10 protein-coding genes are annotated in these 13,534 nt (G+C 39.4%); all 10 read left to right on the top strand.

The features are described from left to right. Positions 1-16: 16 nt before the first annotated feature. The 10 genes from rnpA (at position 17) to CTER_RS02150 (ending at position 12,870) form a co-directional block, all read left to right on the top strand. The gene (rnpA, locus tag CTER_RS02200) at positions 17-382 is read left to right on the top strand and encodes a ribonuclease P protein component (protein ID WP_004623401.1); all 366 of its coding nucleotides are present in this window, start codon (positions 17-19) and stop codon (positions 380-382) included. Next, positions 364-579, top strand: a complete 216-nt coding sequence (yidD, locus tag CTER_RS02195) for a membrane protein insertion efficiency factor YidD (RefSeq protein WP_004623408.1) — start codon at positions 364-366, stop codon at positions 577-579. Before rnpA ends, yidD begins: the two co-directional genes overlap by 19 nt. 31 nt (positions 580-610) lie before the next feature. Further along, positions 611-1,453 (top strand): YidC/Oxa1 family membrane protein insertase, encoded by an 843-nt coding sequence (locus CTER_RS02190; RefSeq protein ID WP_004623412.1) that lies wholly within the window; start codon positions 611-613, stop codon positions 1,451-1,453. Then, positions 1,453-2,082, top strand: coding sequence for an RNA-binding cell elongation regulator Jag/EloR (jag, locus tag CTER_RS02185; protein ID WP_004623402.1), 630 nt, complete (start codon positions 1,453-1,455; stop codon positions 2,080-2,082). The genes CTER_RS02190 and jag overlap by 1 nt, the downstream gene beginning before the upstream one ends. 92 nt (positions 2,083-2,174) lie before the next feature. Then, complete coding sequence (gene mnmE / locus CTER_RS02180; protein WP_004623417.1) at positions 2,175-3,554, top strand: tRNA uridine-5-carboxymethylaminomethyl(34) synthesis GTPase MnmE; 1,380 nt, start codon at positions 2,175-2,177, stop codon at positions 3,552-3,554. 67 nt (positions 3,555-3,621) lie between these two features. Beyond that, positions 3,622-5,532 carry a tRNA uridine-5-carboxymethylaminomethyl(34) synthesis enzyme MnmG gene (gene mnmG / locus CTER_RS02175; RefSeq protein ID WP_004623404.1) on the top strand — a complete coding sequence of 637 codons (1,911 nt, stop codon included), beginning with the start codon at positions 3,622-3,624 and terminating at the stop codon, positions 5,530-5,532. A 52-nt stretch (positions 5,533-5,584) separates the two neighbouring features. Continuing rightward, complete coding sequence (gene rsmG, locus CTER_RS02170; protein ID WP_004623415.1) at positions 5,585-6,328, top strand: 16S rRNA (guanine(527)-N(7))-methyltransferase RsmG; 744 nt, start codon at positions 5,585-5,587, stop codon at positions 6,326-6,328. Positions 6,329-6,487: 159 nt separating this feature from the next. Then, complete coding sequence (gene noc / locus CTER_RS02165; protein ID WP_004623424.1) at positions 6,488-7,333, top strand: nucleoid occlusion protein; 846 nt, start codon at positions 6,488-6,490, stop codon at positions 7,331-7,333. Between the two features lie 438 nt (positions 7,334-7,771). Next, positions 7,772-10,288, top strand: coding sequence for a DNA gyrase subunit A (gene gyrA, locus CTER_RS02155; protein ID WP_004623406.1), 2,517 nt, complete (start codon positions 7,772-7,774; stop codon positions 10,286-10,288). Between the two features lie 329 nt (positions 10,289-10,617). After that, a complete protein-coding gene (locus CTER_RS02150; RefSeq protein WP_004623414.1) occupies positions 10,618-12,870 on the top strand; it encodes a HelD family protein in 2,253 nt (750 codons plus the stop codon). Positions 12,871-13,534: the final 664 nt, after the last annotated feature.

Here is a 13,534-nt window from a genome sequence, read left to right as displayed (position 1 = left end):
AATAAGGTAGTATGGTATGAGAAAAATTGTTACTTTGAAAAAAAATTACGAATTTTCTAGAGTATTTAATAAGGGAACATTTTATGTTGGAAGGCATATTACCGTATATGTCCTTCCAAATAAATTTTCCTCAAATAGAATTGGAATTTCAGTTTCAAAGAAGGCTGGAAAAGCTGTTGTCAGAAATAAAAAAAAGAGACTTATCCGCGAGAGCTACCGACACTATGAAGAATTTATAAAAAACGGATTTGATATAGTTATTGCTGCACGGGGAGACCAAACAGTTCCAAAGTACGGAGCATTGCTAAAGGAATTTAAGTACCTGCTTAAAAAGCTGCAGGTTTTTGATCAGGAGAAATACGATTGTTTAAAAGAGCTTTGATTTCACTAATCAGGTTTTATCAAAAGTTTATATCACCGCTTAAAATGAGGCCTACTTGCAGGTTTTATCCTACTTGCTCACAGTATGCCATTGAAGCTATAATGAAATATGGCTGTATAAAAGGCAGTTATATGGCAATAAAGAGAATATTAAAGTGTCACCCCTTCCACCCAGGAGGGTTTGACCCTGTGAAATAGATACACTACGTTTGAGTTATAGGAGAAAAACATGGGATTTTTAGATTTTATAGCTAAGCCGCTTGGTCAATTCCTTTATTGGATTTATAATACGGTTGCTCTTCAAAATTATGGACTTGCTATTATAATATTCACTATTATCGTAAGGGCCGCATTGGTTCCTCTTACTTTGAAACAGTATAAATCAAGTGCTGAAATGCAAAAAGTTCAGCCGTTAATGCAAGAACTTCAGAGAAAATATTCCAATGATAAGCAAAAATTAAATGAAGAAACTATGAAGCTCTACCAGGAACATAAAATAAATCCTGCCGGCGGATGTTTGCCCTTGCTCATTCAAATGCCCATCCTGCTTACATTATGGCAGGTTATAACCAAGCCTTTGAAATATATGCTTGGATTTACAACTGCGCAGCTGGAAGATTTGGCAAAGCTCTCAAACATACCTGTGGCCAGTGCTTATTCAGAAATCAATACTATAACGTATTTTATGAAAAACGGTCAGGGAGACAAGGTTGGAAACCTGAATATGTTTTTTCCGAGTCACGGAGGCATTAACTTGGGTTCAATACCCACATATCATTTTGATCAGCTTGCTTCCGATCCTATGAAAATCTGGCTGCTGGTTTTGGTCATTCTGGCCGTTGGAACTACTTTTCTGACAGCCCGCATGTCAATGCCGAAAACAACTGACAAGGCAACTAACCCAATGGGAAATACCATGTTGTATATATCTCCATTAATGACATTAATATTTTCATTCCAATTCCCTGCAGGTCTAGCATTATATTGGATTGCTGGTAACATATTCGCAATTGGACAGCAATACTATGTTAATAAATATGTCCTTAAAAAGAAGGAGGTAGAGAGTAAATAATGGCTTACAGTATTGAAAAAACAGGGAAAACGGTTCAAGAGGCCATTTCAGCAGCGTTGTCAGAGCTAAATCTGTCTCAGGAAGATGTCGAGATAGAGGTTTTGGATGAAGGAAATAAAGGCATTTTCGGTATTATCGGATCGAAAGTTGCAAAGATCAGAGCATCAGTTAAGGAAGTGGAAACCAGCCGCGGCGATATAGCATCAGACTTTTTATACACTATTTTGAACAACATGGGTGTTGAAGCCGATATTTCGGTAAATGAAGACGAAGAGAGCATAGTAGTTGATATAAATGGTGATGATATAGGTATAATTATCGGCCGCAGGGGAGAAACAATGGACTCTCTTCAATATCTTACCAGTCTTGTAATAAACAAGGGATATGAAGATTATAGGAGAGTAATCCTGAATGTTGAAAATTATAGACAAAAACGGGAAGAAACCCTTATAAAGCTGGCAAACAGATTGGCTGACAAGGTTGTTAAATATAAAAAACCTGTTACTCTTGAACCAATGAATCCGTATGAGAGAAGAATAATTCATTCAACTCTTCAGGGACATAAATATGTAGAAACATATAGTACAGGTGAAGAACCAAAAAGAAAAGTTGTTATAACTTTAAAATAATTGGTCATTACTTTGAAATGGTTTGAGGAGTATTATATTCCTTGAACCATTTTGTGCGTTATTTGCAAAAGTAAATGAGGAATGGAGTATCTATGTATTTTGAAGATACAATAGCAGCACTGTCCACACCCTATGGAACCGGTGGTATAGGAGTAATAAGAGTAAGCGGAGAATCGGCTTTTGATATTTCAGCAAAGCTTTTCAATTCCTCAAAGGCAATGGAGGATATTCCTTCACACACTGTATCCTATGGTAAAATCACAGACCCGGAAACTAAAGAGATGATTGATGAAGTGCTGCTTCTAAAGATGAAAAAGCCCAATACTTTTACACGTGAAGATGTGGTTGAAATACATTGTCACGGAGGTATTGTCGTTATAAACAGGGTGATGGAACTGCTGTTCAAATACGGTGCCAGGCCCGCGGAAGCCGGTGAGTTTACAAAGCGCGCATTTTTAAACGGCAGAATTGATTTATCCCAGGCTGAGGCCATAATCGATCTTATAAACTCAAAGACAGTGGAGAGTTCAAGGGCGGCGGTAAGCCATCTTGAAGGCAGGCTGTCAAATAAGTTAAAGCTTTTAAGGGAAGATCTGGTGGAACTTCTTGCACACATAGAAGTGACAGTGGACTATCCTGAGCATGATATAGAGGAGATTACAGGAGAAAAAGTCTATGAAGGCCTGAAGCAGATAAGGGCTGAGCTTGCTGACCTGGCAAAGACCTTTGACCGCGGTAAGCTGCTCAGGGAAGGAATAAACATAGTCATAGCCGGAAAGCCCAATGTGGGGAAATCCTCATTGCTCAATCAGCTTGCCGGCAGCAGCCGTGCCATAGTTACCGATATCCCCGGTACCACAAGAGACATCATTGAAGAGTATGTCAATATTAAAGGCATTCCTGCCAAAATTACCGACACTGCCGGAATAAGAAATACCCGGGATGTTGTTGAAAAAATAGGTGTGGATAAGGCATACAGGGCAATTGAAGCTGCCGACCTCATAGTTATGGTAATTGCCGCAGACACCGGAATTCTCGAGGAAGATGAGGAGATATTACAAAGCATCGGAGGAAGGAAAAGTCTTATACTCATAAATAAAACCGATCTGGCGGACAGAGCAGGGATAGATGAAATAAAAAGCCGGCTTTCGGCTGATATCGTGCTTGAAGCATCAGTAATAAATGAGGAAGGCATAGAGGGCCTGGAGGACAAAATTTCCGAGCTGTTTTTCAAGGGAGATATAAGTAAAAATGAAGAAGTCCTTTTGACCAACGCAAGGCACAAGAGTTTGGTGGACAGGTCAATTCATGCTGTCGACCAGGCTTTGGGTTCATTTGATATGGGTATGCCGCTGGATATGGTCACTATAGACATAAAAAGTTCAGCAGAATATATTGGACAAATAACAGGGGAATCCATTGATGAGGCTGTCATGCACAATATTTTCAGCCGTTTCTGCATAGGAAAATAGCAGTAAAAAACAGAGTGATGCACAAGCTGTCACTCGTTATAAATAGGAGTAGAAAGGAAGAATCCTGATGGATTATTTCGCTGGAAGTTATGATGTAATAGTGGTAGGTGCCGGACATGCAGGCTGTGAAGCTGCTTTGGCCGCCGCAAGACTGGGCTGCAAGACCATTGTATTTTCTATAAATCTGGACAGTATGGCAAATATGCCCTGCAATCCAAACATAGGAGGAACGGCTAAAGGCCATCTGGTAAGGGAAATAGACGCTTTGGGCGGGCAGATGGGCAAGACGACCGACAAGACCTTCATCCAATCAAAGATATTGAACAATTCCAAGGGACCGGCGGTATATTCCCTGCGCGCCCAGGTTGACCGACGCCACTATCAGATGGAAATGAAACACACATTGGAGCTGCAGGAGAACCTTGACATAAGACAGGCTGAAGTTGTTGAGCTTCTGACAGATGAAGCAAAAACAAAAATAACCGGAATTAAAACACATACCGGTGCAATATTCCATTGCAAAGCAATCGTGTTGACAACCGGTACCTACTTGCAGGGCAGGATCATTATAGGGGATGTCAGCTACAGCGGAGGCCCTGACGGGATTTTCCCCGCCAATAAACTTTCTGCAAGCCTTGAGGAGTTGGGAATATCCCTGCTCAGATTTAAAACCGGAACGCCTGCCAGGCTCAACAGAAGGAGTCTGGATTTTTCCAAGATGACAGAGCAGCCCGGAGATGATACAATCATTCCCTTTTCATTTGAAACCGAGAGTATAGAAAAGGAGCAGGTTTCCTGCTGGCTTACCTATACAAATAAAGATACACATGAAATTATAAAAAAGAATTTGCACCGCTCACCCCTATACAGCGGAGATATCACAGGTATAGGTCCCAGATACTGCCCGTCAATCGAGGATAAGATAGTCAGGTTCGCCGATAAGGAAAATCATCAGGTATTTGTGGAACCAATGGGTCTTGAAACCGAGGAAATGTATTTGCAGGGCATGTCCAGCAGCCTTCCTGAGGATGTCCAGATTGAATTTATGAAAACTGTTCCGGGGCTGGAGAATGTGAAAGTGATGAGGAGTGCATATGCCATCGAATATGATGGGATAGATGCAACCCAGCTGAAACTGTCACTTGAATTTAAAAACATAGAAGGCTTGTTTTCAGCGGGACAGATAAACGGAAGCTCAGGGTATGAAGAAGCTGGGGCACAGGGTATTATTGCCGGAATAAATGCAGCTCAAAAAGTTAATGCTAAAGAACCCCTCATACTGGACAGGTCCCAGGCCTACATAGGTGTATTGATAGATGATCTGGTCACCAAGGGAACAAAAGAACCCTACAGAATGATGACTTCACGTGCGGAATACCGCCTGCTGCTAAGACAGGATAATGCCGACCTGAGGCTGACGCCTTTAGGCAGGAAAGTCGGTCTTATCAGTGAGGAAAGGTACCTGAAATTCCAGGAGAAAAAAGAGCTTATAGAAAAGGAAATAGGCAGGCTGAACAACAGCTATCTTCCTCCAAGCGAGGAAGTATTGAAATACCTTGAAAGCAGGGAAAGTACTGCTATTAAAAGCGGAATTAACGTGGCCGAACTTTTAAGAAGGCCCGAGATCAGCTATGAAAGCCTTTCGGAGGTTATGGAGCTTCCTGTTCTGCCAAGATCGGTACGGGAACAGGTGGAAGTGGCAATTAAGTATGAAGGTTATATAAAGCGTCAGATGCAGCAGGTTGAACAGTATAAAAAGCTTGAAGGACGCAAGCTTCCCCGGGAGATGGATTATTCGCTTATCCAGGGCTTGAGGCTTGAAGCCAGACAAAAATTGTCCCAGATAAAACCTGATTCCATAGGTCAGGCTTCAAGAATAACGGGAGTTTCACCTGCCGACATATCGGTACTGCTTATCCATCTGGAACAGATGAACCGCAGCAATAATCAAAGGCAAAGCGAGTCCCACGGCAATTAGAATAAAGTGTACAATAGTTTGGAGGAAATTTAGAAGAAATTGGGAGGAAAATATGGCATTGGACAAGGAATTAACCCAACTGCTGGCGGAGGGAGCAGCCCATTATGGAAAAGAACTTTCCGGACAGCAGATCAGCCAGTTTGAAACATATATGGAGCTGCTGAAGGAATGGAATCAAAAAATCAATTTAACGGCTATTGAAGAAGACAGGGAAATAATAATAAAACATTTTATTGATTCCATGAGCATACTTCCATATATAAAAAACGAAAAGCTAAAACTGATTGATGTCGGCACAGGAGCCGGTTTTCCAGGCATACCTTTAAAGATAACAAACCCAATGCTGGAAATAACATTGCTGGATTCCCTGGACAAAAGAATCAAGTTTTTAAATGAGGTAATAATTGCAGCAAATATTTCCGGACAGAAGGAAATGTCAGAGATAAAAACAATTCATGGGCGGGCTGAAGACTACGGAGCCAATCACCAGCACCGAGAAAAATACGATATTGCTGTAGCCCGTGCGGTTGCAAATCTTCCGGTTTTACTCGAATATTGTCTGCCTTTTGTGAAAATAAACGGGATTTTTATCGCTATGAAGGGGAGTAACACTGAAGAATTTGACGTCAGCGCAAAAGCTCTCGACATTTTAGGAGGAAAAATCGTAAAAATTGAAAAATTGGAGCTACCAAAGACTAATATAGAAAGAAATGTCGTCATCATAAAAAAGTTTAGACAGACGCCGACAAAATACCCAAGGAAAGCTGGAAAACCCTCTAAAGAGCCGTTGATATAAGTATTATTATCAACCTTTTTATAATTTTTTATCGAACGATTTTTATCTGGTAATAAAGGAAATGGAATAAAAGAAAAGAATAATCCTTTGTGTGTAATTTACAACATATGGTAGATTGCTTAAGAGAACAATAAAAAATATACAAAGGATGGTGCCGTTATGTTAGAAAGCAAGATTCAGTTTTCAAAGCAGGAAAAAAAGGACGATTTAAAAAACATTACTTATGTTGGTATAGACTATATCAGACCTAATCCATACCAGCCAAGAAAGCAGTTCAATAAATTTGCGCTTGAGGAACTGTGTGAATCCATAAAACAATATGGAGTACTGCAGCCCATAAATGTAAGAAAGATTTCACACAGTACATATGAACTTGTGGCAGGAGAAAGAAGACTGAGAGCCGCTACAATGGCAGGACTTAAGGAAATTCCTGCTATAATCATCAATGTTGATGATAACGACTCTGCGGTAATGGCACTTATTGAAAATCTACAGAGAGAGGATCTCAGCTACATGGAGGAAGCTGAAGGTTACAGCAATCTCATTAATGAACATGGCTTTACACAGGAGGAACTGGCACAAAAGATAGGAAAAAGCCAATCAACCATTGCAAATAAAATCAGGCTTCTGAAGCTGTCTCCTCTGGTAAAAAAGATTCTGTCGGACAATAATCTCACCGAAAGGCATGCCAGGGCATTATTAAAGCTTCATGACGAACAGCTCCAGTTAAAGGTGCTGAAACTTGTGTGTGAAAGAGGCCTGAATGTCAAGAAAACTGAAGAACTTGTGGAAAAGGCAATTGACAAGTTCTCCAGGGATATAAGACAAAAACCTGCCGACAGAAAAATGACCAAAGCCATCAAGGACGTAAGAATCTTTGTTAATACGATCAAACAGGCCATTGATATCATGAAACAGTCGGGAGTCAATGCCAAAGCAGCTCAGATTGACAGAGGCGATTACATAGAGTTTGTAGTAAGGGTACCAAAGAACAATATGGCATAAGTTTAACAGCAAAACAATATAAACTGACTATGGCAAATCAAATAGCAATTTTATATTATATTGTGGACGGTTTAACTGTCCACTTTTTTCTTGAAAAAAGAATGACCGCATTTAAAAGAAGAACAGTTAAAATTCTGTTATTTTCCACACATTTAACAGCAAATCCGGATAACTTATTCGATTTTATAATAATTATCAACAGCTCTGTAAGAAAACTCAGGCTAAGGCAGTAATAGCTGGGCCATAATATAGTTGTAAAGTTAATATTTAGTATCCGCCGGAATTGGGTTTAATTGGCTGTCAGCATTACAGCGAATTGGCTTTTAGACAAAAAAGTGGACAGTTCGTTAAATTTTTATTACAATATATAGTGGACAACTTGAGAAATGTACTACAAGCAAAAGGGTTTTTATAATATGAAAAGAGGTAATAAATTAAATGGCAGATGAAATAAGGGAGCAGAGAATTATTCCCATAGACATTGAATCTGAAATGAAAAAGTCTTTTATAGACTATGCTATGAGTGTAATTATTGACAGAGCACTACCTGATGTTCGTGACGGTTTAAAACCGGTGCATAGGCGTATACTTTACACTATGTATTCTTCTGGATTTACACCGGATAAGCCATACAGAAAATCTGTTGCAACCGTTGGTGAAGCTTTGAAAAGTTTCCACCCGCACGGTGATGCTGCTGTTTATGACAGTCTTGTGCGTATGGCACAGGATTTTTCTCTGAGACATCCGCTTGTCGACGGGCATGGCAATTTCGGTTCCCGTGACGGTGATGCTGCGGCTGCAATGAGATATACTGAGGCAAGGCTTGCTAAAATATCCATGGAGATGCTTGCCGATATTAACAAGGATACCGTAGATTTTAAACCAAACTTCGATGAGCATGAGGTCGAACCTGTTGTTTTGCCATCCAGATTTCCAAATCTGTTGGTCAACGGTTCTTCAGGTATTGCCGTTGGTATGGCCACCAATATTCCACCTCACAATTTGGGAGAGGTTATTGATGGGATATATGCCGTTATTGACAACCCGGAAATAACCATAGATGAATTAATGCAGTATATAAAGGGACCTGATTTTCCAACAGCTGCAAAGATTATTGGTAAAAAAGGAATCAGAGATGCATACAGGACCGGAAGAGGCAGGCTTGTTGTCCGCTCTGAAGCAACTATAGAAGAAATGCATGGAAACAGGCATAGGATCATTGTAACTGAAATACCATATCTGGTTAATAAGGCGCGGCTCATTGAGAAAATTGCTGAACTGGTTAAGGATAAAAGGTTGGAGGGTATATCCTTCCTGCAGGATGAATCAGGCAGAGAAGAACCTGTAAGAATTGTTATAGAACTTAAACGTGATGCAAATCCAAATGTCGTATTGAATCAATTATATAAAAACACCCAGCTGCAAGAGACCTTCAGTGTCAATATGGTTGCCATTGTTCCAACCGAGGATAATCTCTATGAGCCGAGAACTTTGAATTTAAGACAGGCTATTGATTATTACATAGCTCATCAGGAAGATGTTGTCAGACGCAGAACAAAGTTTGAACTTGACAAGGCAGAGGCAAGGGCTCATATATTGGAAGGCTTAAAGGTGGCACTTGACCATCTGGATGAAGTTATTAAAATAATCAGAAATTCCAAAACTGAAGCTTTGGCTAAAGAAGGTCTGTCGGAGAGATTCGGCTTCAGCGAAAAGCAGTCCCAGGCAATTGTAGATATGAGATTGGGACGACTTACCGGACTGGAAAGAGAGAAGCTGGAAAATGAATATAACGAGCTGCTTGAGAAGATCAAATATTATAAAGATGTTTTAGCTAACGGAATCCTTGTTCATCAGATAATTAAAGAAGAATTGGATGTAATTAAAAATAAATATGCTGATGACAGGAGGACTAAATTAGAAATTGATGAAGACGAAATTGACATTGAAGATCTCATTCAGGAAGAAGAGAGTGTTATAACAATGACTCATTTCGGATACGTCAAGAGGCTCCCAGCAGATACTTACAAGAGCCAGAGACGCGGAGGAAAGGGAATAATCGGGCTTAGCACCAGAGAAGAAGATTTTGTTAAAAATCTTTTTGTAACCTCAACCCATAACTTCATCATGTTCTTTACCAACAAAGGAAGGGTTTACAGACTTAAGGCGTATGAGATTCCGGAAGCCGGTAGACAGGCCAAGGGTACAGCAATAGTAAATCTGCTGCAGCTGAATGGTGATGAGAAGGTAACCACTGTAATTCCGATTCAGGAATATAGGGAAGGCCTATACCTGGTAATGGCCACACGTAACGGTCTGGTCAAGAAAACTGATCTGATGGAGTATGATAACATTAGAAAAGGCGGACTGGCGGCAGTAACACTCAGAGAGAATGACGAACTTATAGATGTTAAACTTACAGACGGAAATCAGGATATAATGCTCTCAACTGTTAACGGAATGGCAATCCGTTTCAAAGAAACCGATGCCAGGCCTATAGGACGTGTATCCCAGGGTGTTAAAGGCATTGAGCTGGATGAGGATGACTATGTAATTGGCATGGAGGTTGTTACCGACAATACAACCCTTCTGGTCGTAACCGAGAATGGCTTTGGTAAGAGGACGGAGCTTGAAGAGTACAAGGTTCAGACAAGGGGTGGTAAGGGTATATTGACCTACAGAATTACCGAGAAAACCGGAAAATCCATAGGAATGATGCTTGTTTCTGAAGAAGATGATATAATATTAATTAGTTCGGACGGAAGTATCATTAGAATGAAAGTTAACGAAATAAGTATTCTCGGACGTGCGACTCAGGGAGTAACACTTATGAGAATGAGCGAGGGCAATAACGTTGTAAGTATGGCCAGAATGATAAATGAAGAATGCCCGGAGGGTACCGACTGTGAAGATACGGAAGGTGAAAGCCCTGAGGAAACGGACGATCAGCTGTAATGTCCTAATTAATTAAGTGAGCAGTAATTTTTTTATAAATATGACTATTCCAAAGCCGGTAACAGGCTATACCAGCATTTATTACACAGTTCCATGGGGTAAGCGGTAAACCTGCGGCTGACTTTAATATTGGAAATAGGACAAACTTCACAGAAGGAGAGTATACTACGTGTATGCTCTCTTTTTGTGCCATCTGAATATATGGTCATCTTCATATTGTAGATTTTATATAAAATGTAAATATTATAAAGGAAAAACTGGCAGACGCGTTTAATATATATTGTCTAATATTTAATGTCTAGTATTTAAGTCGGAGGAGAGGTAATATAATGGATAATTACCAGGAACAGTTTGTATCGGAAAAGAATTATCTTGGCAGGATTAAAGAGATTATTAAAAATCAGCTGTCGGCTGAAATAGACAGGCTTAAAAATAAAAAGGGGCAGTTAATAGCCGATAGGAAGGATATGTATGAAAACACCACTCATTACTCCAATGATTTTGAAAAACTGTCCGATGCAATACAATACCTGAATCCTATTGAAGTTCAAACATATGATTATGAGGCTACCGAGGCAAGAATACGGAAATACGACAGGATGCAGCAGTCGCCGTACTTTGCCAGAATTGACTTTACCGAAGATGGATTTGACAAGGAGAATATATATATTGGCCTTGGAAACCTTACCGATGAAAAAACCCGCCAAACTTATATTTGTGACTGGAGAGCGCCCATATCCAGTATTTTTTACCGCTTTGGTCTGGGAAAGGCCAGCTATAAGGCACCATACGGAATAATTGAAGGGGAAGTTTCACTCAAAAGACAATTTGAAATAAAAAAGGGTGAGATACAATATTTTTTCGATTCAAGCATGACTATCATGGATGATATGTTGAAACAGGCATTGTCCCAGAATGCTTCTGCAAAAATGAAAAGTATTGTTGAAACAATACAAAAGGAGCAAGACATTATAATAAGAGATATTGAAAATGATCTCCTGATGGTGCAGGGGGTAGCGGGAAGCGGAAAGACCTCGGTAGCACTTCACAGAGTTGCCTATCTTATGTATCATGGTTTAACCGGAAATCTCAGTTCCAATAATATCATACTTATTACACCTAATAACCTCTTTGAAAAATACATTGACAGTGTATTGCCTGAATTGGGTGAAAAGAATATTCAGGCTCTTACAATGGAAGAAATATTTAATAATACCTTTGAAGAAAAAATTGAAATTGCCAATCGTAATACCTTAATAGAAGAAATAATATCCACCAAAGATATAAACAAAAAGAATTTAATTAAAAGCAGCATGGAATTTATACTGTCAAAAGAATTTTTATTTATCATAGAAAGATATCTTAAATATTTCGAACACAGGATGATCGATTTCAGAGATATATACTACAATGGTGAATGCATTGCAAACAGACACCTGACCAAAGCCGAGCTTTTAAAGCAGAACGAGATTTTGCTGCCGCTGGAGAAGAGGCTGGAAACAATAGAAAAACGCATCATGATAAAAATTCACGAGTTAAGAAAACATCGGATTGTGAAGCTTGAAAAGTTTATCGCTGAATATCCGGAACATATCTATGAAGTTAAAACGCTTACCAGATTGTTATCACTAAAGGAAAATGCAGCAATAAAAAGAGAGGTTATGAAGTTCTCAAGAGTTGATGTGATGGTGCTGTACAAAAGACTGGCAGGGGACCGGAATCTGTTTTACAGGATTGCTGAAGGAATAGGTCTGCCTGAAAATATTGAAGAGATAATGAACCATGTAAGTAGAGGTCTGCAAAAGCCGGTCTTGAGTTATGATAATGCAATGGTACTTCTGGCAATGAAGCTGATGCTGGGGGGATGTGAGCATTACAAGGAGATTAAGCAGGTAGTTGTAGATGAAGCCCAGGATTATTATCCCGTCCATTATGATATTCTGAAAAGATGCTTCGGAAATGCCAAGTTTACCGTATTGGGTGATATAAATCAGACTATAGAAAAAACAGCGGATTTATCTGTATACTCGGATATAAGGCAGATTCTTAACAAAAAGAGAAGTACAACCATTATGTTGAATAAAAGTTTCAGATGTTCTTATGAGATTAATCAATTCAGCTCCCATTTCAGTGATCGGCATTTGGAGGTCGAAAGCTTCGAAAGGCATGAAAGTCTGCCGGAAATTGTCAGTACGGAGAGTGGTGGACAGATGAAAGAATATGCGGTAAGTATGGTCAGCAAATATAGGACTGAAGGATTTCAGTCAATAGCTGTTATATGTAAAAGCATGACGGGTGCGGAACAGCTATATAGGAAAATTGGAAGTAAACTTGGTGCTGCACTGATCAATACTTATTCCTTTGATACGATCAATAAGGTTACAATTCTTCCGGTATATATGGCAAAGGGGCTGGAATTCGATGCGGTGCTTGTCTATGATGCAAATGATGAAATGTATTGGGATGCGGAAGACAGGCAGCTTTTATATATTTGTTGTACCCGCGCATTACACAGATTATCAATAGTTTATTCAGGTAAGAAAAGCAGGCTGATTCCCGATAATTTAAATGGTATTGAGTAAATATTATTTTATGCAGGAAATATTGAAAAAATAGATATGAAACCTGAGAATACCGGACATTTAATGGGAAATATATGCGAATAACGCAGAATAACCGCTGTAAATCAGTTTAACACGTAAATACAGGAGTAATATACGTTGCCATAACTCACTGCATGATGATATACTAACCAAGCTGTCGCAAACGGCAACACCAAGTAAATCAGAGTTATGGGGGTTTGAAAAAAACTCATAACAATAATTAAAAAAAGTGTTGACAAAGAAACAGCAAAGTGATATTATAATTAAGCTGCTTGCGGCAAGCAAACAGTGAAAACCTTGAAAGTCAACAGAAATAATACTTTTAAGGTATCAAGATGATAGATGCGAGCAGTACAAGGAAGATGAATTTCGAGCAGCGGAGCTTATGCGATAAGTGAGCAGCGCAAAATATGAAATCTGACGCAGTAATGCGAAGTATGTAGCATCTTGAGATGGACTTTGAAAAGTAAACAGTGACAAAATACATGCAAATGTATATGTACATCGTAGATGTACATTGTAAGGACTCTTTAAAATTCCAGAATCCAATGGATTCTAAAAATTGAGTAACTTGCGAACTTTACAACCTGGTTTTTGGAAACAAGAACTAGAAAAAAGTCAGCAATTTTAATGAGCTAACAAG

The sequence above is a fragment of the Ruminiclostridium cellobioparum subsp. termitidis CT1112 genome (assembly GCF_000350485.1).
In the GTDB taxonomy this organism is placed as follows: Bacteria; Bacillota; Clostridia; order Acetivibrionales; family DSM-1351; genus Ruminiclostridium; species Ruminiclostridium termitidis.
This window is presented reverse-complemented; position numbering and strand designations above follow the sequence as displayed.

Excerpts from the sequence above, each read along its gene's own strand:
- rnpA (WP_004623401.1), top strand. The coding sequence starts at position 17 with ATGAGAAAAATTGTTACTTTGAAAAAAAATTACGAATTTTCTAGAGTA.
- CTER_RS02190 (WP_004623412.1), top strand. The coding sequence starts at position 611 with ATGGGATTTTTAGATTTTATAGCTAAGCCGCTTGGTCAATTCCTTTAT.
- jag (WP_004623402.1), top strand. The coding sequence starts at position 1,453 with ATGGCTTACAGTATTGAAAAAACAGGGAAAACGGTTCAAGAGGCCATT.
- mnmE (WP_004623417.1), top strand. The coding sequence starts at position 2,175 with ATGTATTTTGAAGATACAATAGCAGCACTGTCCACACCCTATGGAACC.
- mnmG (WP_004623404.1), top strand. The coding sequence starts at position 3,622 with ATGGATTATTTCGCTGGAAGTTATGATGTAATAGTGGTAGGTGCCGGA.
- rsmG (WP_004623415.1), top strand. The coding sequence starts at position 5,585 with ATGGCATTGGACAAGGAATTAACCCAACTGCTGGCGGAGGGAGCAGCC.
- noc (WP_004623424.1), top strand. The coding sequence starts at position 6,488 with ATGTTAGAAAGCAAGATTCAGTTTTCAAAGCAGGAAAAAAAGGACGAT.
- gyrA (WP_004623406.1), top strand. The coding sequence starts at position 7,772 with ATGGCAGATGAAATAAGGGAGCAGAGAATTATTCCCATAGACATTGAA.
- CTER_RS02150 (WP_004623414.1), top strand. The coding sequence starts at position 10,618 with ATGGATAATTACCAGGAACAGTTTGTATCGGAAAAGAATTATCTTGGC.